Below are 21,128 nucleotides of genomic sequence, written 5' to 3' on the forward strand. Positions count from 1 at the left end.
AACAAAAACGGAACAACAAAATGATAGACTTTGGAATTAAAGAATCATTACTTGATTTAGGTATAAAAGATTTAAATAATGGAACTTCTACAGGTTCTAACAATTTTTCTAATGGAGAAATTATTGAAAGTTATTCTCCAGTTGATGGAAAACTGATAGGAAAAGTAAAAACTACAACAAAAGAAGACTATGAAAAGGTGATGCAAACTGCTACTAAAGCATTTTTATCATTTAGAAACATGCCTGCTCCACAAAGAGGTGAAATTGTACGTCAGTTTGGAAATAAATTAAGAGAATTAAAAGAACCTTTAGGAAAATTAGTTTCTTATGAAATGGGTAAATCTTTGCAAGAAGGTTATGGAGAAGTACAAGAAATGATTGACATCTGCGATTTTGCTGTAGGATTATCTCGTCAATTAAATGGACAAACAATTCCATCTGAAAGACCAGGTCATGTTATGAGAGAACAGTGGCATCCAATAGGTGTTGTTGGTATTATTTCTGCTTTTAATTTCCCTGTTGCTGTTTGGGCGTGGAACACTGCTTTGGCGTGGATTTGTGGTGACGTTTGTGTTTGGAAAGCAAGTGAAAAAGCTCCTTTATGTGCTGTTGCTTGTCAAAATATTATTGCTTCAATTTTAAAAGAAAACAACTTGCCAGAAGGAATTTCTTGCATAATAAATGGAGATTATAAGGTTGGAGAAATGATGACTGCAGATACTAGAATTCCATTAGTATCAGCTACTGGATCTACAAGAATGGGTAGAATTGTAGGTGCTAAAGTTGCAGAACGTTTTGGTAAATCTTTGTTAGAATTAGGAGGTAATAATGCCATAATTATTACGCCAACTGCAGATTTAAAAGTAGTAGTTCCTGGAGCTGTTTTTGGAGCTGTAGGTACTTGTGGACAAAGATGTACTTCTACAAGAAGATTAATTATTCATGAATCTGTATATGATAAAGTAAGAGATGCCATTGTTGGTGCTTACAAACAATTAACAATTGGAAATCCTTTAGATGAAAAAAATCATATTGGACCTTTAATTGATAAAGATGCTGTTAAAACCTATTTAGCTGCTATAGAAAAAGCAAAAAAAGAAGGTGGAAATGTATTAGTAGAAGGTGGTGTTTTAGAAGGTAAAGGTTATGAATCTGGTTGTTATGTAAAACCAGCAATTATAGAAGCAGAAAATCATTTTGAAATTGTACAACATGAAACTTTTGCTCCAATTTTATATTTAATGAAATACCAAGGTGAAATAGAAAATGCTATTGCAAAACAAAATGGAGTTGCACAAGGATTGTCTTCTGCAATTATGACAAATGAGATGAAAGAAGCAGAGAAATTCTTGTCTTATGCTGGTTCAGATTGTGGAATTGCCAATGTAAATATTGGAACTTCTGGAGCAGAAATTGGTGGTGCTTTTGGTGGAGAAAAAGAAACTGGAGGAGGAAGAGAGTCTGGTTCTGATGCTTGGAAAGTTTATATGCGCAGACAAACAAATACCATTAATTATTCTGATGAATTGCCTTTAGCACAAGGAATTAAATTTGATCTTTAAGAGATTATAAAAGTTATAATAAATGTAAAAAACCAACTCAAAATGAGTTGGTTTTTTTATGTTAAATTTAAACTATCTTTAAGTTTTTTAGTCTAACCTTCATGAAATCAGCACATATTAAACATTTATACAATAGAATTGGTTTTGGTATTACTCCAAAAGAAGTAAAACGTTTGTCTAAAAAAAGTAAAAAAAAAGTGATAAATGAATTATTTTCTTCATCTAATACAACTACAAATTTATCTGTAGACATTTCATTTTTAGAGGGTATAAATTATAAAGATTATAAAAAACGAAGAAGAGAGCTTCAAAAAATAAGTAGAAATAAGGTAAAAGAATTTTCTTTTGCTTGGTTTGAAAGATTAAACAATCCTACAGAAATTTTAAGAGAAAAAATGACTTTGTTTTGGGCAAATCATTTTGTTTGTGAAAGTAAGAACATCTTATTTGTTGATAGTTATAATAATTTACTCCGTAAAAACGCTCTAGGAAATTTTAGAGATTTTACAAAAAAAATATCTAAAGAAGCTGCAATGCTTGGTTATTTAAACAACAAACAAAACAAGAAAAAAAGTCCGAATGAAAATTTTTCTAGAGAATTAATGGAACTTTTTACTTTAGGTCAAGATCAATACACAGAAAAAGATATTAAAGAAGCTGCAAGAGCTTTTACAGGTTATAACCATAAGTTTAGAGGAGAATTCTCTTTTAGAGAAAAACATCATGATAAAAATGAGAAAACCTTTTTTGGTAAAACTGGTAATTTTAATGGTGATGATATTATAGACCTCATTTTAGAAAAAAAACAATGTGCTCGTTTTATATCAGAAAAAATATACACCTATTTTGTAAATGAAAACATCAATAAAAAACATATTGATGAAATGGTTACTGTTTTCTACAAAGATTATGATATAGAAAAATTAATGCACTATGTTTTAAGCTCTAAATGGTTTTATGCTGATGAAAATATTGGGACAAAAATAAAATCGCCAATAGAGTTTTTGGTCGGTATAAATACAATAGTACCTTATACTTTTAAAAAAGAAAAACAGCTTTTTTGGGTTCAAAAAATGTTGGGTCAGGTTTTATTAAGTCCTCCAAATGTTGCAGGATGGAAAACAGGTAGAAATTGGATAGATAGCAACACCATAGTTTCTCGTTTACGTTTGCCTTCGGTTTTATTAAATAATGCAGAAATTGCCTATTCAGAAAAAGGAAATGAAGAGACAATTATTACCAATCTTAAAAAAAGAAAACTAACTAAAAAGGCGTATATAAAAATTAAAGCTAACTGGAATTTATTTGAAGAAAACTATAAAAATATTTCTAATAAAGAGTTAATTCATCAAGTTATTACTTCAGAAATAAATAAAGGAACTGCAGAAATGTTAGATAAAAATAAAACACTTTCTAAACATGATTTTGTTGTTCAGTTAATGAGCTTACCAGAATATCAACTTTGTTAAATCGAAAAACATGAAACGTAGAGATTTTTTAAAACAGTCAACACTTGCTTCAGGTATGTTTTTTGTGCCTCAGTTTTTAAAGGCTTTTGAGCAGTTACCAAACAAAACATTTAGCAACAAAAAAGTAGTCATTATTCAGTTAAAAGGTGGTAATGATGGTTTAAATACAGTAGTGCCTTTTCACAACGATATTTATTATCAGCAAAGAAATAAAATCGCTTTAAAACAAAACGATTTATTTAAAATTTCTGATGAAGTTGGGCTTCATAAAAGTTTAAAACCGTTACAAAACTTGTATAATAAAGGCTTTGTAAGTATTATAAATAATGTTGGTTATCCTAACCCAAATTTATCTCATTTTAGATCTACAGATATTTGGCAAACTGCAAGCGATAGTAATGAGTTTTTACAAAATGGTTGGATTGGTCGTTATTTAGATCATACAAAAGGAAATCCTTTTTCTGCTATTGAAGTAGATGATAGTTTGTCTTTAATGTTAAAGGGAGAAACACAAAATGGTTTAGCAATTACAGACCCTAAAATGTTTTATAATTCTATGCGTGCACCATTTTTTAACAATGTGGTTTCTAATTATAATGATGCACATTTAAGTGAACATAATTTGGGGTATTTGTACAATACTATGATAGATGCAAAATCATCTTCAAAATATATTTACGAAAAAAGTAAAACTAAAAGTTCTTCTGCAGCTTACCCTAAAAATTTGTTTGGAAAACAATTAAAAACCATTTCTCAATTTATAAATTCTGGTTTAGAAACGCAAGTATATTATGCTGGTTTAAGTGGTTTTGATACACATGCAAACCAAACAAACTCTCAAGCAAGATTACTGAAAACTTATGCAGAAAGTATGGAGGTTTTTATAGAAGATTTACAAAAAAACAATGCTTTTAATGATGTGTTAATTCTTACTTTTTCTGAATTTGGAAGACGTGTAAAACAAAACGAATCTAATGGTACAGATCATGGAACTGCTAATAATGTTTTTATAATGGGTAAAAATTTAAAAAAACAAGGTTTGTATAATAATTTACCAAATTTGGGTGATCTAGATAAAAATGGAAACCTAAAATATGAAATAGATTTTAGAGAAATTTACGCAACAATTTTAGACAAGTGGTTACAAGTAAATGATAGCGAAATTTTAAACAAATCGTTTTCTAAATTAGGGTTTATTTAATTCTTGACAATCTAACAAAAACAACTAACTTCGTTATAAAATGATTTGATACTCGTTTTAAAGTATATAAACGTTGTAAAACATTATGAGAAACATCCGTAATCTTAATATCATTCTTTTTATTTTATCATTTACAACAGGTTTTTGTCAAAGTAATTTGATAATTCCTCAAAATGGAATTGAAGGTATTTCTATAAAAATTGACACAACTGATATTTCAGTAGTTGAGAAACTTTACGGAAATGAATTTGAATTGAACGCAAACCAATCTTACACAAGATATACATATCCAAAAATTGGTTTAGCATTTCAATATGAAAGTGATGATAAAAATAAAATTATTCGTTCAATATTTTTAAAAAGCCCATTTCAAGCAAAATTGGAAAATGGAATTGAGCTGAATAAATCTTCAATGAAGGAAGTTTTCGAAAAGTATTCTGATAAAGGTTGTTTTACTTCTAAAACAAATGCTTGGCACTCGCAAAAAGGCATTTCATTTTTCATCAAAAAGGATAGCACTACAAAAGGATACAATATTGAAAATAAATTATATAAAATAGAAATTCACAATAAAAACAAATTTGGAATGACTTCTCAAGTCAATTTTGAGTTTGATAAAGAGCGAAAAGAAGAACGAATACAAGAAATGGTTAATGTTTTAAAAGATGACGATTTCACCTTTGAAAAATTTGATGATTTTTGGAAAATTCAAAAAAAGAATAACACCAAACCTTTTCCTTTAAAAAAACAAGAGAATTTCAAAAGAGAACTTGATTTCGACTTAGATCAACTTAATAGTGAAATAAGAATTTATGGTAGTGTTTTTGAACTTAATATTCTAAAATGTAATAATAATTTAGTTTATTTAAAATTAACGTCAGAGAATAAGATTTTAGTTGAAAGGTATTCTAATAAACAAATTGATAAATTACTTAATAAACATAAGAACAAAACAAATATTCCAATCGATATAAAAAATTCTATTGATTTCCCTACTGACACTTATGTTTACGGAACATTCTGTGGATTTGCAGGAATGCCACCTACTGAATCACAAACAATGATTGATTTAGTAAATAAAGGGAAATATTATAAGCTTGCAAGACGATTGAACTCAATGAACCCTGAAATTGCAACTTATGGATATATTGGACTTTACTTTTTAAGAAAAAAAAGAATAGAAGTAAAACCTCCTGAATTATCAAAAATGGCAGAATTGAAAAATTCAAATATTCAATTAATTACTTGTCAAGGTTGTATTTTTGGAGTTACAGAAACAATTAAAGATGTATTGTCCGAAGATAATTTGAAAGTTATATATTCAGCTTATCGAGAAAGTGGATTACTAAAATAACATATTACAACACCTATAAAATTAATTACTAGTTCAAACCTACTTAAAAAATTCTCACAGATTTTCTTTCTGGTTTTATTTGCTTAATTAGGTGCTTAAACCAGGAAATAAAACATATACACTAACACGTTAAACGAAACTTACTAATTATACTTCACTTTTCTAATTACTCTTAATACTTCTTTATAACTGATGTAAGTAGTTTTATTAGGTAGATCTTTAATATACTTTTTAGCTTTTTTAAGTTGTTCTGCAACCTCTAAAAAACCATGTAAATAACAAATTAAATAATTAATTGGTAATCGTAATAAATCTTCTTGTTCTGTTACAGAAAGAGCTGTTTTATTTTCAATTTTTTTAACAATAGCATTGCAATTATTATAGATATGATGAATTATTTTTCCATCAAATTTTGGTGGAACAAATAAAAATTCTTTAACAATATCGTGTTTGCCATTGTCTTTAAAATTGATAATTGTTTTCTCTAACTGATAGTGTTTTTCTTGTTTTTCTAATCCTAAAAAAATGTATTCTGTTATTATAAAAGAATGTTTATTAAAACTAATTTGAACATCGTCTAAAGCAGAAAAAAACAATTGTACTTGTTCGTTTATCAACTCAATATCTACTCTAGAAAAATATTCTTTATTGTTAATTAGTTTCTTTTTACCTGCCCAACACAAAACAAATTGTTCGTTAAAAACCTTGTATTGTGGGTTGTATTCTGGTTTATGATTATTTATAAAATCGAAAACGCCATTTAGTGTTAATTCAATATTATTACGTGCATTTTTTTCTATTGCAGCAACAATAACTTTATTGGTATTTATTAATTCAAAGGCACTAGTTACAGGCAAAGAATTACTACCTCTTCTGTAAAATATAGTTCCTTGTTTGTATTTCCACGCATTTTTTAAAAGAGAAGATATTCTATTATTTGGATGTATAGTAACCAAACCAATAACTTTATGACGTTGTAATCTTGGAAAAGGAACGTTTTCGTATTCAATTTTTGGAGGGTTGTTTAAATACGCATTTACCAAATTTTGAATCTTGCTATCATCAAAAAAATCGACACCAATTATTTTATTTTCTTCATCTTCAACACCAATAACGATGTAAGAATTGTTTTCTGGATTAGAATTAGAAAGCGCACAAATGTGTTTTAAAAATTTAGCTTTACCGTCTTTAGAACTTAAAGATAATTTTTGCTTCTTATCATAAAAACTATTCTCATCATTATGAGAGAGTAGATTTTTAATAAGAAGTCTTTTATTAATCATTTTACGGCATTTCTTGTCCTTGGCTTGCTTGCAACAATAAAAACCAATCTTCTATGTCTAAATTAATTTCTAAAGCTTTATTTGCTTTTAAAATTCGTTCTTTGTTTGTAGTACCAATTACTGGTGATATTTTTGCAGGATGTTTTAAAATCCAACTTAACAAAAGTACATCTTTAGAAACATTATACTTTTCTGTTAACGTTTTTAAAACTTCTTGTATTCTTTTAGATTGATTATTATCTTCTTTAAAAACAACTCCTAAAGGACTCCAACACATTGGCTGAATTCCGTTTTGTAACATTTGATCTAAACTACCATTAAAGATTGCATTATGTTGTGTTAACGAAAATTCTATTTGATTTACAGCAACATCAATTTTAGCCGAAATTAAATCCACCTGAGAAGGTGTAAAATTTGATACACCAAAGTTTATAATTTTACCACTTTCTTTTAATAAAGTTACTGCTTCTGCAATTTCTATAGGTTGCATTAACGGACTTGGTCTGTGCAGTAAAAAAGTATCTAAATAATCGGTTTTTAAATTTTTTAAAGACGCTTCTACACTAGAAACAATATATTCTTTAGCGTAATTATAATGTTTTACTTTATTGTTTCTTGTATTACCAACAAGTTGGATACCACATTTAGAAACTAATTTAATTTCTTCTCTAGCAATTCCACTTTCTATAAACGCTTTTCCAAATTCGGCTTCAGTTGTATAATCTCCATAAATATCTGCATGATCAAAAGTTGAGTTTCCATTTTCTACACAAAATTGAATCATATCAACTTGTTCTTTGGTAGAAAATTGTTTTCCCCATTTTCCCCAAGACATACAACCAATTATAATTTTTGACTTATGCATTTAATCTTTATTTAAAATTGTAGGAGTTGCTTGTGCTGTAGGATATACTACTAAATCTTCAATATTTACATGATAAGGTCTTGTAACCACAAAGTAGATGATATCTGCAATGTCTTCTGCTTGTAATGCTTTATAGCCAGCATAAACAGATTTTGCTTTTTCTGTATCTCCTTTAAAACGAACATCAGAAAACTCTGTTTCTACTGCTCCAGGATGAATTGCAGAAACACGAATGTTATGTTTGTTTAAATCTATTCTCATTCCTTTATTTAGAGCATCTACAGCATGTTTAGATGCACAATATACATTTCCATTAGGATACACATCTTTTGCAGCTATAGAGCCAATATTTACAATAAAACCACTATTTCTTTCTGTCATTTGAGGAATAATTGCTTTAGAAACATATAACAGTCCTTTTACATTAATATCCATCATTGCATCCCAATCATCTAAACTTCCATTTTGTATAGATGATAAACCATGAGCATTACCAGCATTATTTATTAAAATATCTATTTTTTTAAAATTGTCTGGAAGTGAGTTAATGGCATTTTCAACTTCATTTCTTTTAGAAACATCAAAATGCAAAGTGGCAACTTCTGTAAATTCTGATAACTCTTTTTTAAGAACATCAAGTCTTTCTTTTCTTCTTCCGCAAACAACTAATCTAATATTGTTTTTTGCAAAAATTTCTGCAGTAGCTTTTCCAATTCCAGATGTGGCTCCTGTAATAAATGCTGTTTTAGTCATACCTTAAAAATATAAAAAACAAGTTGCATCAAATTTTATTTGTAACGTAATTTTTTCATCAATTATTAACAAAGAAAAAACCGCTCTGTGAAGAGCGGTTTTCCTTTTGATTGGTAACTAACCAATCAAAAATCAACTAACCAAACTTTATTTTAAATTTCTTCTATTCTTTGTCTTTCTTACTACTTTAGTACGTTTTCTACCATTATTCCTTACAATATCTTTTGCTTCTTTTTTAGTTTTTGCACCTTTTAAATATTGTACAAATCCTCTTCCAGAAAACTCATATGTAGTTTTAGAATTTACATTGTAAAGTTCTATTCTTCCATCATTAATAACGGTTAATTCAAACTCTTCAATATCTCCTCCATCATAATTAAGTGTTAAAATCTTTAGGTCTTCATAACCTGTTACATCAAAGATTTCGTAACCACCAACGTAATTCCAATTAATATTATCAACTTGCGTGCCAAAACTATCTTGAGAACTATAAAATGTTGTTATATTTTCTGGTGTAAATGCTAAATAATTTTCATCATCAAAAGCGTTAGGAACACCTCCATTTGTAATTTCTTTTTCCCAAGCATTATATTCTTGTAAGAAATATTCTATGTTTTCATAAAACAACTTATCATAATCAAAATTATTAGTATTATAACCTATTAAATAATAGTCTACATTTTGTCTGTAATTATATAGCCTAATTTCATTATTAGATATAACAGTTACTTCAAAATCGTTTGCTCCATCTATATCATGGTTTGTATTTAATAAGCCATTAAAAGTATTGTATGTACCTACATCAATTCCTAAACCATTTCCTGTTCTTCCAATATCTACAATGTTATTATTTGCGTATAAAATTCCGTTTAAAAACGATAGTGTAAATGCTTTAGATACATAAGGAATATCTCCATTTCCTGTTGTTCTATGATAATCTATATACCAAACATCATAACCAGAAACAATGTTTTCTAAAGAAACTTGATTGTTATAATCATTGTCAAATGAATCTTCATAATATGTGGTACATGAGCTAAAAAGCGCTCCTGTTATTAGTATTGCGAAAAGTAATTTTATTGATTTCATAAGCTTTAGTTTTATGGTTATGCTTATGTAATTTCAAAATGCGTGCCAAAAATAAATTTGAAGAAAAAAGGAGGTGAAAATAACCTATAAAAAGAGATATTATAAGAAACAAAAAAAGCGAACCAAATGGTTCGCTTTTTAAATATTATAAAATTATTTTGTTAGTTATTCAAAGCTTCTGCTCCTCCAACAATTTCTAAAATTTCATTAGTAATTGCTGCTTGACGTGCTTTGTTATAAGTTAACAATAATTCGTCTCTTAATTCTGTTGCGTTGTCTGTAGCTTTATGCATTGCAGTCATACGTGCTCCATGTTCTGAAGCAAAACTATCTCTTATACCTTTGTATAATTGCGTTTTTAATGACTTAGGTATTAAAGCTTCAACAATTTCAATTTTAGATGGCTCAAAAATGTAGTCAGAATTTACTGCTGATTCATCTCCTCCTTCAATAGGTTTAATTGGTAAAAATTGTTCTACTTGAGGAATTTGAGTTGCTGCATTTTTAAATTGATTATAAACCAATTCAATTTTATCATAAGTACCTTCAGAATACAAGTTCATTAACTGTTCTGCAAGTTTTGCAACATTGTCAAAAGTTAAATCATCATAAATATCGTTTTTAGTTTCAATAATATTGAATTGTTTAGATAATACATCTGCACCTTTTTTACCTATTGCAAATAAATCTACCTCAACATCACTATATTTTTCTTTTACAGTTTTTATAACTTCTTTAGAGATAGATGAATTAAATCCACCACATAAACCTCTGTTTGATGTTACTACAACTAATAAAACTTTTGAAACCTCTCTTTGAGTAGAATATGCCCCACCAGCATCACTATCTAAAGTTGCACTTAAATTTTGCAACAATTCAGTTAGTTTAGATGAATATGGTCTCATTGCCGTAATTGCATCTTGTGCTTTTTTCAACTTTGCAGCAGATACCATTTTCATGGCAGATGTAATCTGCATTGTTGATTTAATAGAGGTAATTCTATTACGTATTTCTTTTAAGTTTGCCATTCTATTGGAATTTTGAGATTCCCGCTTTCGCGGGAATGACAACTATTTTTTATTCAAAATGAGTAGAAATCTCTTTAGCTGCTGCTTCTAAAACTGCAGTTGTTTCTGGAGTTAATTTTCCAGATTTTAATACATCTAAAGTATCTCTATGTTTTGCGTTTAAGTAATCGATATAATCTTTTTCGAATTTCTTTACTTGCTCTACAGGAACATCTTTTAATAAGTTCTTAGAACCTGCATAGATAATTGCAACTTGATCTTCTACTGCGAAAGGATCATTTTGAGCTTGTTTTAAAATTTCAACATTACGTTGTCCTTTAGAAATTACACTCATTGTAGCTGCATCTAAATCAGAACCAAACTTAGCAAATGCTTCTAATTCACGGAACTGAGCTTGATCTAATTTTAAAGTACCAGATACTTTTTTCATAGATTTAATCTGAGCATTACCTCCAACACGCGATACAGAAATACCTACGTTAATTGCTGGACGAACACCAGAGTTAAATAAATCTCCATCTAAGAAAATTTGACCATCCGTAATAGAAATTACGTTTGTTGGAATATATGCTGATACGTCTCCTGCTTGTGTTTCAATAATTGGTAATGCAGTTAAAGAACCTCCACCTTTTACGATTCCTTTTAAAGAATCTGGTAAATCGTTCATTTCACTTGCAATTTTATCATCATTAATAACTTTTGCAGCACGCTCTAATAATCTTGAGTGTAAGTAAAATACATCACCAGGATAAGCCTCACGTCCTGGAGGTCTTCTTAATAATAAAGAAATTTCACGGTAAGCAACAGCTTGTTTAGATAAATCATCATAAATAATTAAAGCTGGTCTTCCAGAATCTCTAAAGTACTCTCCAATTGCAGCTCCAGCAAATGGTGCATAAACTTGCATTGCTGCAGGATCTGATGCATTTGCTGCAACTATTGTTGTATAAGCTAAAGCTCCTCTTTCTTCTAACATGTTTGCAATTGCTGCAACAGTAGAAGCTTTTTGACCAATAGCTACATATATACAGTATACTGGCTCACCAGCATCGTAAAATTCTTTTTGATTTAAGATAGTATCTAAAGCAACAGTAGATTTACCTGTTTGACGGTCTCCAATGATTAACTCACGTTGACCTCTACCAACAGGAATCATTGCATCAATAGATTTAATACCAGTTTGTAATGGCTCTGTTACTGGCTCTCTAAAAATTACCCCAGGAGCTCTACGCTCTAATGGCATTTGATAAGTTTTACCTTTAATTGGACCTTTACCATCAATTGGGTTTCCTAAAGTATCTAACACACGACCTACAACTCCTTCTCCTGCTTGTAGAGAAGCAATTCTTTCAGTACGTTTAACAGTAGAACCTTCTTTTACTGATGTAGAAGCACCTAATAATACAACTCCTGCATTATCTTCTTCTAAGTTTAATACGATACCTTCTAATCCGTTTTCGAATTCTACTAATTCACCATATTGAACATTAGAAAGACCGTAAACACGAGCAATTCCATCTCCTACTTGTAAAACAGTTCCAACTTCATTTAAAGTTGCTTTAGCTTCAAAATTTGTTAACTGTTGTTTTAAAATTGCTGATACTTCAGCTGGTTTAATACTTGCCATCTTTTATAATTTGATGTATTATTAAATTTTAGGAATATAATGACTGTTGTCAAATTCCTTTTTCAATTCGTTTAAATAATTAGAGATACTTGCATCATATTGCACATCTCCAACACGTAAAATAAATCCACCTAAAATAGATTCGTTTACTTCGTTTACTAAATTTGCTTTTTCTCCAGTTAAAGCTACAATTTTAGCTAATACTGCTTTTTCTACATCTTTAGTTAAAGGAACAGCTGTAATTACTTTAGCCTCTTGCATATGTTTATCATAATCATATATGATAGCATATTGTTTAGCTATAGACTCTAACATTGCTATTCTTTTATTATCTTCTAATAAATGAAATAAGCCAAGAGTAATATTGTTAATCTTAGAACCAAATAAAGCGTTTAATACTTTAATTTTATCTTCTGATTTTACAATAGGACTTCTTAACATCACTTCTAAATCATCATTTTCAGAAATTGTAGCTCCAATTAATAACATATCGTCATTAACTACAGTTTCTTCTTTAGAATCTTTAGCAAGATTTAAGATTGCTTTTGCATAACGTAATGCTGCTCTTGCGTCTTTCATGCTTAAATTAGTTTAAAGTAACATCTTTTAAGATTCCTTCAACTAATTCTAGTTGATCTTTCTTAGAAGATAGTTCTTTTTTAATTACTGACTCTGCTATACCAATAGATAATTCTGCAACATTTTTCTTTAATTCTGCTAAAGCTGCTTGCTTTTCTTGAATTATAGAAGCTTGTGCGTTTTCTATTAATTTTGTTGTTACTTCTTTAGCATCTTCTTTTGCTTCAGCTAACATATTATCTCTAATATCTCTAGCTTCTTTCATCATTGCATCTCTTTCTGCTCTTGCTTCTTTTACTAACCTTTCGTTATCGGCTTGTAAATTTTGCATTTCTTTACGTGCATTTTCTGCAGCTGCTAAAGCATTTTCAATTCCAGATTCTCTTTCTTCTAAAGAGTTTAAAATTGGTTTCCAAGCAAACTTTACCATTAAAGCAATTAATGCTAATAATAAGATTGTTGAAACTGCAAATAACCCTGGTGAAAAATCGTTTAATAAAGTTTCCATTCTATAAACTAATTAATTTATTTGTTTCTAGTTGTTTAATTTTAAAAATAGGTTCTGTAACCAACCGTTACAGAACGCTATTTTTTTGTTTTTGTTTGGATTATTTTCCTAAGAATAATGCACCAAATGCTAAACCTTCTAATAATGCAGCGATAATAATCATTGCTGTTTGAATTTTTCCAGTTGCTTCTGGTTGTCTAGCAATACCTTCCATTGCTTTTCCACCAATTTGACCTAAACCAATTCCTGCTCCGATTACGATTAATCCTGCTCCAATTAAATTGTACATAATAAATGTATTTTTATTAAATTAAACAAATTTGTATTAATGAGCTTCTGAATGGTCTGCTACTGCCATACCTATAAATAATGCTGAAAGCATTGTAAAGATATAAGCCTGTAAGAAAGCCACTAAAACCTCAATTAATGTTATAAAAAATGATAATACTAATGACAACCCTGTTGCTCCAACCACACCTAGTGATTCTTTAAGAGTAAACATAATTGCTATTAAGCTCATTACCACAATATGACCTGCTGATATGTTTGCGAACAAACGTACTAATAATGAAAACGGTTTAATTACTAAAGCTCCAGCTAATTCTATAATTGCTAAAACTGGTCTAATTAAAACAGGAACCCCTGGCATCCAAATCATGTGCATCCAGTATCCTTTGTTTCCACTAAAAGTGTAAATTACTAATGTAAAAATTGCTAAACATCCTGTAACTGCTAATTGCCCAGTTACGTTAAATCCTAAAGGTGTTAAACCTACTAAGTTTAAAACCCAAATAAAGAAAAATACAGTTAATAAATACCCTGTAAATCTTCTATAATGTTTATCTCCAATATTTGGTCTTGCAATTTCATCTCTAACATATAAAACCAATGGCTCTAATACTCTTGCAAATCCTGTAGGAACTTGTTTTGTTTTGTATTGTTTTGCTAATCTTGAGAACCAGAAAATTAATAAAAACCCAATTAAAAGAATACCTACTACACTTTTAGTTATAGAAAAATCTAATACTTTATGTGCATTAGTTGCATGATGAGTTTCATCAAAAGAAACAGTTGCTGCTTCCTTATCTAATTCATAAATTTTAGAGTGAATTTTAGCAAATTTTAATCCGTTTTTTTCAACGATTACATGCCCATCATCATTATGATGAAATTCTGAAGACATAAAAGTAACTAAACCTTCACTTGTCCATAAAATGATTGGTAAAGGAAAACCTACATGTACTCTTTCGTTTGCATCGCTTGTATAAGAGAACAATGAAAAGTCATGAGAATCTTTAATGTGGTGCAAAATATATGCCTCTACTTCTGCCTTCGTATTTACACGTCCACCATCATTCTGGTTATCGTGCTTTTTATCAGATTCTGTTGCGTAACCTATTGAAGTAAAAAAGGTTACTGCTGCTATTAAAAGAAACTTGATTGATTTTTGTGCAATCTTCATTGTTAAAATACGCTTTCTAAATTCGGCGCAAAGATATAGAATTATTCAGAATCTCAAACCTTTTTTAACGGTAATTATTTATTATTGCTTTTTCTTCAATATTTTGGCAACTAAAATAGCTTCTGTTAATAAAAAAACAATCATTGGAATAAATAGTGATAATCTTGCCTGAAAAGAGAGTCCTTCTTCAGAAAAAAGGGGATTATTAAAGATAATGCTAAATAAAATTAATTTTAAAACAATAGTACCTAAATAGATAAAACCTAATTGTTCAAATATTTTATTAACAGTAGAAAAGATTAAAAAATTTACACAAATTAACAGGGAAAAACCCAAATGAAAAAGGTATACTTTTTTAAGAGAAAAAGGTAAATTAATTTGCTGATTTTCTATTACAAATTCGTGTAATGAAAAACTTAAAAGAAATAGAGAAAAGAAAATTATAGTAAAAACAAGAATGCTTCTAATCATTAATTCTGTTGGCTTGTTTTATTAAGGAATACATTGCTAAAAAAATGGCAATTAAAGTAATTGTTTCTGTTAGATAAGATGTTTCAAATTTTACATCTAACCATTTACCCAACAAAAAACCTAAATAAATAGTTAATCCCATTTGCAAACCTGCTCCTGAGAGTTGCAATGCTTTATTAAGCGGTTTTTTCTGAGAGTCTTTTTTTGTCATTAGAAGAATTCAATTCTTTAATAGCTCCTTTCATTGCACAAGTTGCGTTAAATGAAGCTCCTGGTTCTATAGAAAGTTTACCAATTACAACATCTCCAGATATGTCTGCAGTACTTTTTATAGTTAATGTATTTGAAACTAAAAGTTCTCCAGAAAATTTACCTTCTATATCTGCGTTTGTAGCTTCTACTTTTCCTTTAATAAAACCATCTACACCAATAATAACTCTACCATTTGTAATAAGGTTTCCATCTAAATTACCATCAATTCTAAAATCTCCATCAGATTTAATCTCTCCAACAATTGTTGTGTTTTTAGCTACAACATTTCTTTCCATAATTTTATTCTTTTGAGGTTTTTTGTCTTTATTACTAAACATTCTATTTACTTAATTGTTCTATTATTTCTTTTGCCCTCTTTCCTTCTTCTGTGTTACCATATTTAATAACAATAGCTTCTAATGCAAATTTATACGTTTTTTTATCTGTGTATTTACCTAAAGCATAGGCTCTTAAAAGTTCAAATTTAGCAATTATTTTTGAATTTTGAATTGAAGGTAGAATGTCTACAACTTCTTTAACTGTTTCATGAAACTTATCTTCTTTATATAAATAATAAAGTTCTTTGTATTTGTTTTCTATTTCATTTACAGAAATTTCTTCATTTATTTTTTTGTTTGGAGATAAGATTGTTTTTGCAAAAACAGTTTTTGGATACTTTGTAAGAATTACATTTTTATGTTTTGTAGCTTTTGTGGTATCTCCTAAATCTGTATAAATTTGATAAAGATGCCAATTTATTGGTAAAATTAAATCTTTCTTAGGATTTAATGATGCAACTCTTTCTAACCTTTGAATAGCTATTTTAGGGTTTTTAAATTGTTCTTTATAAATTAAACCTAACTCGTATAAAGCTTGATTTCTATTTAACTTTAAAGTCTCTATAACTCCTTTATTTGTTGGCACTGTTTCTAGGTAACTTGCTAAATCGTAACGTAAATTTTTCTGAGCAACTTGCACAGAATCTTTATCTGTATTGTTTGTAGAAGTTTTAGAAGACCACCTCCAATTATCTTCTAATTTACGACTACCCCATATTCTTTTAAATTCTGTATTACCAAAACTTAATGATTGAGGATTGTAAAAATACCATTTTCCTTTTTTGTTAGATTGCAAAGAACTACCTCCAAATGTATCTCCAAAAGCTGCCTGATTTAACTTTAACTGAGCTGCTTCTTCATCTGCCTTTTTTAGATTGTCTATATATTTTTGAAAATAAATTTCTTGATCTGTTTTAGAAAGCGATGCTATTTTTATAATACTATCGTTTTCAGTTACAATGTTTTCAAAATTAATTAAGGAAGCTAAGTTTTTATGTTTTCTTTTTATTCTTCTTATTCTAAGACTTAAAGTATCTGTAGCAATGTTTAAAATACTATCATAATAAGCACTTGCTAATTGATATTCTGAGTTTTTAAAATTAATGTTTCCTAATCTTTCAAATGTAAACGTTTGCTGTTTTACGTTATCAGATTGTGCTCTTAGAGATTTGTTATAATAATCTACTGCTAAATGAATGCTATCATTTTTTTCATGTAAATAACCAACCTGATAATACAACTCATCTAAATATTTTCTATTATCTCTATCTTTAATCAGTTTTTGCATTTTTTCTAAAATTGCAACTGAAGCAGAATCATTAGTAGCATTTTTTGCTAACTCAATATTTGCATGAATTTTATATTTGTAAGGTGCTTTTTTAAAATTGATAATTTTATTAAACACAACAGAAGCAGAATCTTTCTTGTTTTCTGAACTCAAAATCTGACCTAAAACAAACAAGTTTCTTGCTCCTTGATTTTTATCGTTTAAAGTTTCTGTTGCTTTTACAAGATACTTTTTTGCTTTTTGTAAACTATCTGTTTTAATATATGCCATTGCCAAAGCTGTGTAACCTTGCTCTTTAATTTCTTCTGGCAAATCTATTTCTAAAGTATCTTTTACTTGTAATAAAAGCTTTAAAGATTCTATAGCAAACTCTTCATTATCTAACCTAATATTAGTTTTTGCTCTCCAAATTTTAGTTTCGTTAATTAAACTTGCAAAAGGATAATTTGTAATAACATAATTAAAAGCTTCTATTGCTGGTATAAAACGTTCATCATAATAACGTGCTTTTCCTAATAACAAATAAGAATCATCTATTTGACTGTTACGTTCTATTCCGTTAATATTCATTCCGTGTTTCTGAATTGCTTTTACAGCTTTTTCTTCAGCAATACCAAAAGGAGTTGTCGCTTTTTTTGCTTCGTTATTATCATTACCAAAACCAGCTCCCATAGCAGAATTAAACGTAGGTATTTCTACCTTTTCGCCTTCAAACTTAATTGGCTCTATTGGTAGTTGTTGAAACCAATCGTCTTTATAACCTTCATTAATATCACTTATTCCTTTTTTAAAAGCCTCTTTACCATTAAAAAGCACATTGTATTTAGTGTTTAACGAATGCCAGTTTCTACTAAGTACAGTGTCTTTTTTTGTGCTACAAGAATATATTACTGCAAATACAGAAAGGAATAAAACTATTTTTTTAGCGAATTTCACAAAAATAAATATTGATTAAATTATTAATTTAATAGACTACAGAGAACTAAAAACTCTTATTTACAACTACTTTCTATAGAAAATAGTATAAATAAGAGCGTAAAAATAGTAATAAATTAAGAAAAGATTGCTTATACAGAAAAATAGCTTTCTAATTCTTTTAAAGTTTCTGTAGATGTTTCTATATCTTTTACTACGTTTCCTTTATCTAAAACTACAATTCGTTCGCAAACTTCTGTTACGTGGGTTAAATCATGACTAGAAACTAACACTGTAATTTCTCTGTTTTCTGTTAAGGTTTTAATAATGGCTTTTAATCTTATTTGAGTTGTTGGGTCTAAATTTGCAAAAGGCTCATCTAAAATTACCACTTGTGGATTACCCATTAAAGCAGCTACAATTCCTGCTTTTTTTTGATTTCCTTTACTTAAATCTCTTAAGTATTTTTTCTTTCCAATAATTTCATCATTAAAAAACTCATCAAACTGCGTTAAAAAAGATTTTACATCAGCTTTATTCATTCCTCTTAAATCACCAATAAAATCAAAATATTCTTCTGGTGTTAAATATCCTATTAAGAAAGATTCATCTATAAAAGAGCCAGTAAAATTTTTCCAAGCTTCACTTTGGTTTACAACAATATCATTATTAGTAATTGCACCAGTTGTTGGTCTTATTAAATCTAATAAAATATTGAATAATGTTGTTTTTCCTGCTCCATTGTTACCTACTAAACCAAAACTTTGTCCTGTAGGAATTTCTATAGATGCTACATTTAAAACTTCTGCTTTACCGTATTTTTTTGAAATTGTATCTATTGTAATCATTGTGTCTTTTTTTTGTTGAATTATGCTTCTTTACCAAAAGCGTTAATCATAGCGTATTTGTCTTTAATGTATTTTTTCTCGATAAAATTCATTGCATAATTTTTTAGCAATAAACTTATAATTCCTATAGCTGCAACCACTATAAAACCAGAATTATGACCCACAAATTTGTTAAATACCCAAAACAATAACATTGGCAACAACATTAAAGGAATAATAATTAAAAACTGTGTTGCACTTGTACCTTGTGTGTTACCAAAACCACTTTTTGTTAAGTCTATTCTTTTTCTGTTAAAAGACCCTGAATACAATAAAAACAGTGAATTAAAACCGATGTTAAAAATAGCTCCAGCAGTTATCATTAAAAAAATATCTGTACCAAAATACAAGTAAGGAAAACTTAAAAAGTATAAAATGGTAGTCATAGCAACCATTAAAACCCATTTAGATTCTAAAAATTTACGATATCTAAAACTTTGACTCATTAACATTTTGTAATGAGCACTATCCCAAGCAGGAATAAATTGTCCATAATTTAACGTAAAACCTCCTGTTATAAATAATGATGCAAACATTAACATTGCAGGCATTTTTGCATACGTATCATTTGTAAAGAAAATTAATCCGTAAAAAAGGAATAAGAAAGACATTAAAAACACTGTTTTTGTTCTTTTATTTCTCCAAATTAAACGAATATCATTTTTAATAAATGGAGCAACATCACCTAATTTATCTGCCCAAGATAAATCTGCAGTATTTGCTTCTTCAACCTTTGTAGAAACTGCAGCATCTAAATACACTTGGTTGCGTAATTGCTTGTAATTTAATTGATATAAAGCTGCTAAAACAACAACTCCTTTTAATGAGAATATTGGATTTTGATAAATATAATCGAAGATAGATCCTCCAAAACTAACAACATCATAAATACCAAATTTTTGTAAACCTATTAAAACAACTAAAACTGTTGCTATTGCTATTAATGCTTTATTGTTTTTGTTGATTAAAAAATTTAAGAAATTTGATGATTGAATAATTAAAATCATGGTTGCTAACCAACCTAATACTCCTGCAGTATTGTAACCTTCTTTTATTAATACTACAGAAAAAGGAATGTAAAAAAACAAGCCCAAAATATTAAAAAAAGAAAAGGCAGATTTACCTAAAACATAATGCACCAATTTGGTTTTTTTAATTGGTAAAATAAGCAAAGGCTTAATATTCATTATTGGTAATGTTTGCATTAAATAGCGAACAATTAAATCTCCTAAAATGGCAAAAAGTAAAAACGAATTTACAATTTGTAAAGGATCTTGTTCAGGAAATTTTTTCTTTAAAATAAAGTAACCTCCAACTCCAATAGCTAAAAAAGCGACTAAAAAATAAAGGACAAAAAAGCCCATAATTATTTTTAAAGCGATTCCTTTTTGCCAATGAGAAGATCGGAAATATTGTTTCCATTCTAATTTTAAAAAGTGTGAAATCATAAGTAGTAATTAGTTTGATTGATTATAAGTAGATTAGAAACTGAATTTGTTACAAAGTTTTTGAGATTTTATATTCTGGATACGTTTCTTCTAATAGTTCTTCTGCTTTTTCTGGAATGACAACAAGAGTGATATATGAATAAAGAATTGCTAAAGTAATAATAGTAGCTATAATTATTTTAGTTATCATTGATTCTGAATGCCTTAAAAAAGTTGAAAGATTAAAAAGATTAGAAAAAACAAGTATACTGCTAAAAGCTCCAACTCTAAATATAATATCTTCTAATAAGTATTTTTTATTATTTTCTTTAAACCTTTTTTTTGCTTTTTTTGATACTTTAGAAGCTAAAACAATATCTATAGTAGCTAATATTAACATAAACACAGACAAGTAATCATGTTTTATATTTAAAGTCATTAACGTGTAAAAGAAAATAAAAATAGTTGCAGAAATTATTATTTTAGGTATTGATAACCAGTCTTTCATAAATTTGAAAATAAGTCTGTTGTACCTTGTTCCTAATTGTTTTTGTCTACTTTCTACAACATCCATAAACCCAAAAATACCGAATTTTTTAAATGATTTATCTCGAGCTTGTTCAAAAGACAAGTTTGGATATTCAACCCAAATCTCTTCAATATCATTTGCTAAATGATCTACCAATTCTGTTTGTACATCGTAAAAATATACGTAATGTTTTCTGGTGAATTTGTAGAGTTCTTGAATTTGATTTTCAGATAATTTCATA

At 28.5% G+C, this 21,128-nt stretch carries 21 protein-coding genes; 4 read left to right on the forward strand and 17 right to left on the reverse strand.

Annotation, left to right across the window (positions count from 1 at the left end):
- Positions 1 to 20: 20 nt before the first annotated feature.
- The 4 genes from amaB to MPF13_RS01215 all read left to right on the forward strand — a co-directional run bounded on the left by amaB (position 21) and on the right by MPF13_RS01215 (position 5,586).
- Positions 21 to 1,562, forward strand: coding sequence for an L-piperidine-6-carboxylate dehydrogenase (amaB, locus tag MPF13_RS01200; RefSeq protein WP_249980437.1), 1,542 nt, complete (start codon positions 21 to 23; stop codon positions 1,560 to 1,562).
- A 101-nt stretch (positions 1,563 to 1,663) separates the two neighbouring features.
- On the forward strand, positions 1,664 to 3,031 hold the full coding sequence (locus tag MPF13_RS01205) for a DUF1800 domain-containing protein (protein ID WP_249980439.1): 1,368 nt from the start codon (positions 1,664 to 1,666) through the stop codon (positions 3,029 to 3,031).
- Between the two features lie 10 nt (positions 3,032 to 3,041).
- On the forward strand, positions 3,042 to 4,232 hold the full coding sequence (locus MPF13_RS01210; protein WP_249980440.1) for a DUF1501 domain-containing protein: 1,191 nt from the start codon (positions 3,042 to 3,044) through the stop codon (positions 4,230 to 4,232).
- A gap of 85 nt (positions 4,233 to 4,317) precedes the next feature.
- A complete protein-coding gene (locus MPF13_RS01215) occupies positions 4,318 to 5,586 on the forward strand; it encodes a hypothetical protein (RefSeq protein ID WP_249980442.1) in 1,269 nt (422 codons plus the stop codon).
- Positions 5,587 to 5,729: 143 nt separating this feature from the next.
- On the opposite strand, the gene MPF13_RS01220 is transcribed toward MPF13_RS01215, so the two are convergent.
- The 17 genes from MPF13_RS01220 to MPF13_RS01300 all read right to left on the reverse strand — a co-directional run bounded on the left by MPF13_RS01220 (position 5,730) and on the right by MPF13_RS01300 (position 21,127).
- Complete coding sequence (locus tag MPF13_RS01220) at positions 5,730 to 6,869, reverse strand: ATP-binding protein (protein WP_249980444.1); 1,140 nt, start codon at positions 6,867 to 6,869, stop codon at positions 5,730 to 5,732.
- 1 nt (position 6,870) lies between these two features.
- Positions 6,871 to 7,734, reverse strand: coding sequence for an aldo/keto reductase (locus tag MPF13_RS01225; RefSeq protein WP_249980446.1), 864 nt, complete (start codon positions 7,732 to 7,734; stop codon positions 6,871 to 6,873).
- Complete coding sequence (locus MPF13_RS01230; protein WP_249980447.1) at positions 7,735 to 8,487, reverse strand: SDR family NAD(P)-dependent oxidoreductase; 753 nt, start codon at positions 8,485 to 8,487, stop codon at positions 7,735 to 7,737. It lies immediately after the preceding gene.
- Positions 8,488 to 8,634: 147 nt separating this feature from the next.
- Positions 8,635 to 9,576 (reverse strand): hypothetical protein, encoded by a 942-nt coding sequence (locus MPF13_RS01235; RefSeq protein ID WP_249980448.1) that lies wholly within the window; start codon positions 9,574 to 9,576, stop codon positions 8,635 to 8,637.
- Between the two features lie 161 nt (positions 9,577 to 9,737).
- A complete protein-coding gene (gene atpG, locus MPF13_RS01240) occupies positions 9,738 to 10,604 on the reverse strand; it encodes an ATP synthase F1 subunit gamma (RefSeq protein WP_249980449.1) in 867 nt (288 codons plus the stop codon).
- Between the two features lie 49 nt (positions 10,605 to 10,653).
- Positions 10,654 to 12,231, reverse strand: coding sequence for a F0F1 ATP synthase subunit alpha (atpA, locus tag MPF13_RS01245; protein WP_249980451.1), 1,578 nt, complete (start codon positions 12,229 to 12,231; stop codon positions 10,654 to 10,656).
- Between the two features lie 21 nt (positions 12,232 to 12,252).
- Positions 12,253 to 12,810 (reverse strand): ATP synthase F1 subunit delta, encoded by a 558-nt coding sequence (atpH, locus tag MPF13_RS01250; protein WP_249980453.1) that lies wholly within the window; start codon positions 12,808 to 12,810, stop codon positions 12,253 to 12,255.
- A gap of 7 nt (positions 12,811 to 12,817) precedes the next feature.
- A complete protein-coding gene (locus MPF13_RS01255) occupies positions 12,818 to 13,318 on the reverse strand; it encodes a F0F1 ATP synthase subunit B (protein ID WP_249980454.1) in 501 nt (166 codons plus the stop codon).
- A gap of 100 nt (positions 13,319 to 13,418) precedes the next feature.
- A complete protein-coding gene (gene atpE, locus MPF13_RS01260; protein ID WP_013993139.1) occupies positions 13,419 to 13,607 on the reverse strand; it encodes an ATP synthase F0 subunit C in 189 nt (62 codons plus the stop codon).
- Positions 13,608 to 13,643: 36 nt separating this feature from the next.
- Entirely contained in the window at positions 13,644 to 14,780 is a 1,137-nt protein-coding gene (gene atpB, locus MPF13_RS01265; protein WP_249980455.1) for a F0F1 ATP synthase subunit A, read from the reverse strand.
- Positions 14,781 to 14,861: 81 nt separating this feature from the next.
- Positions 14,862 to 15,251 carry a DUF6168 family protein gene (locus MPF13_RS01270; protein WP_249980456.1) on the reverse strand — a complete coding sequence of 130 codons (390 nt, stop codon included), beginning with the start codon at positions 15,249 to 15,251 and terminating at the stop codon, positions 14,862 to 14,864.
- Entirely contained in the window at positions 15,244 to 15,462 is a 219-nt protein-coding gene (locus tag MPF13_RS01275) for an AtpZ/AtpI family protein (protein WP_249980458.1), read from the reverse strand. Before MPF13_RS01275 ends, MPF13_RS01270 begins: the two co-directional genes overlap by 8 nt.
- The gene (locus tag MPF13_RS01280) at positions 15,428 to 15,799 is read right to left on the reverse strand and encodes a bactofilin family protein (protein WP_502924024.1); all 372 of its coding nucleotides are present in this window, start codon (positions 15,797 to 15,799) and stop codon (positions 15,428 to 15,430) included. Before MPF13_RS01280 ends, MPF13_RS01275 begins: the two co-directional genes overlap by 35 nt.
- A gap of 43 nt (positions 15,800 to 15,842) precedes the next feature.
- Positions 15,843 to 18,065, reverse strand: a complete 2,223-nt coding sequence (gene porW, locus MPF13_RS01285; protein ID WP_249980461.1) for a type IX secretion system periplasmic lipoprotein PorW/SprE — start codon at positions 18,063 to 18,065, stop codon at positions 15,843 to 15,845.
- Between the two features lie 131 nt (positions 18,066 to 18,196).
- Positions 18,197 to 18,892, reverse strand: coding sequence for an ABC transporter ATP-binding protein (locus MPF13_RS01290; RefSeq protein WP_249980462.1), 696 nt, complete (start codon positions 18,890 to 18,892; stop codon positions 18,197 to 18,199).
- Between the two features lie 20 nt (positions 18,893 to 18,912).
- Positions 18,913 to 20,379, reverse strand: coding sequence for a DUF5687 family protein (locus tag MPF13_RS01295; RefSeq protein WP_249980464.1), 1,467 nt, complete (start codon positions 20,377 to 20,379; stop codon positions 18,913 to 18,915).
- A 49-nt stretch (positions 20,380 to 20,428) separates the two neighbouring features.
- Entirely contained in the window at positions 20,429 to 21,127 is a 699-nt protein-coding gene (locus MPF13_RS01300; protein ID WP_249980465.1) for a hypothetical protein, read from the reverse strand.
- Position 21,128 lies beyond the last annotated feature (1 nt).

The organism is Polaribacter sp. Z022 (assembly GCF_023555495.1).
In the GTDB taxonomy this organism is placed as follows: Bacteria; Bacteroidota; Bacteroidia; order Flavobacteriales; family Flavobacteriaceae; genus Polaribacter.

What these genes read in the sequence shown, in the direction of transcription:
- amaB (WP_249980437.1), top strand. Translation starts at nt 21, where the DNA reads ATGATAGACTTTGGAATTAAAGAATCATTACTTGATTTAGGTATAAAA.
- MPF13_RS01205 (WP_249980439.1), top strand. Translation starts at nt 1,664, where the DNA reads ATGAAATCAGCACATATTAAACATTTATACAATAGAATTGGTTTTGGT.
- MPF13_RS01210 (WP_249980440.1), top strand. Translation starts at nt 3,042, where the DNA reads ATGAAACGTAGAGATTTTTTAAAACAGTCAACACTTGCTTCAGGTATG.
- MPF13_RS01215 (WP_249980442.1), top strand. Translation starts at nt 4,318, where the DNA reads ATGAGAAACATCCGTAATCTTAATATCATTCTTTTTATTTTATCATTT.
- MPF13_RS01220 (WP_249980444.1), bottom strand. Translation starts at nt 6,869, where the DNA reads ATGATTAATAAAAGACTTCTTATTAAAAATCTACTCTCTCATAATGAT.
- MPF13_RS01225 (WP_249980446.1), bottom strand. Translation starts at nt 7,734, where the DNA reads ATGCATAAGTCAAAAATTATAATTGGTTGTATGTCTTGGGGAAAATGG.
- MPF13_RS01230 (WP_249980447.1), bottom strand. Translation starts at nt 8,487, where the DNA reads ATGACTAAAACAGCATTTATTACAGGAGCCACATCTGGAATTGGAAAA.
- MPF13_RS01235 (WP_249980448.1), bottom strand. Translation starts at nt 9,576, where the DNA reads ATGAAATCAATAAAATTACTTTTCGCAATACTAATAACAGGAGCGCTT.
- atpG (WP_249980449.1), bottom strand. Translation starts at nt 10,604, where the DNA reads ATGGCAAACTTAAAAGAAATACGTAATAGAATTACCTCTATTAAATCA.
- atpA (WP_249980451.1), bottom strand. Translation starts at nt 12,231, where the DNA reads ATGGCAAGTATTAAACCAGCTGAAGTATCAGCAATTTTAAAACAACAG.
- atpH (WP_249980453.1), bottom strand. Translation starts at nt 12,810, where the DNA reads ATGAAAGACGCAAGAGCAGCATTACGTTATGCAAAAGCAATCTTAAAT.
- MPF13_RS01255 (WP_249980454.1), bottom strand. Translation starts at nt 13,318, where the DNA reads ATGGAAACTTTATTAAACGATTTTTCACCAGGGTTATTTGCAGTTTCA.
- atpE (WP_013993139.1), bottom strand. Translation starts at nt 13,607, where the DNA reads ATGTACAATTTAATTGGAGCAGGATTAATCGTAATCGGAGCAGGAATT.
- atpB (WP_249980455.1), bottom strand. Translation starts at nt 14,780, where the DNA reads ATGAAGATTGCACAAAAATCAATCAAGTTTCTTTTAATAGCAGCAGTA.
- MPF13_RS01270 (WP_249980456.1), bottom strand. Translation starts at nt 15,251, where the DNA reads ATGATTAGAAGCATTCTTGTTTTTACTATAATTTTCTTTTCTCTATTT.
- MPF13_RS01275 (WP_249980458.1), bottom strand. Translation starts at nt 15,462, where the DNA reads ATGACAAAAAAAGACTCTCAGAAAAAACCGCTTAATAAAGCATTGCAA.
- MPF13_RS01280 (WP_502924024.1), bottom strand. Translation starts at nt 15,799, where the DNA reads ATGGAAAGAAATGTTGTAGCTAAAAACACAACAATTGTTGGAGAGATT.
- MPF13_RS01290 (WP_249980462.1), bottom strand. Translation starts at nt 18,892, where the DNA reads ATGATTACAATAGATACAATTTCAAAAAAATACGGTAAAGCAGAAGTT.
- MPF13_RS01295 (WP_249980464.1), bottom strand. Translation starts at nt 20,379, where the DNA reads ATGATTTCACACTTTTTAAAATTAGAATGGAAACAATATTTCCGATCT.
- MPF13_RS01300 (WP_249980465.1), bottom strand. Translation starts at nt 21,127, where the DNA reads ATGAAATTATCTGAAAATCAAATTCAAGAACTCTACAAATTCACCAGA.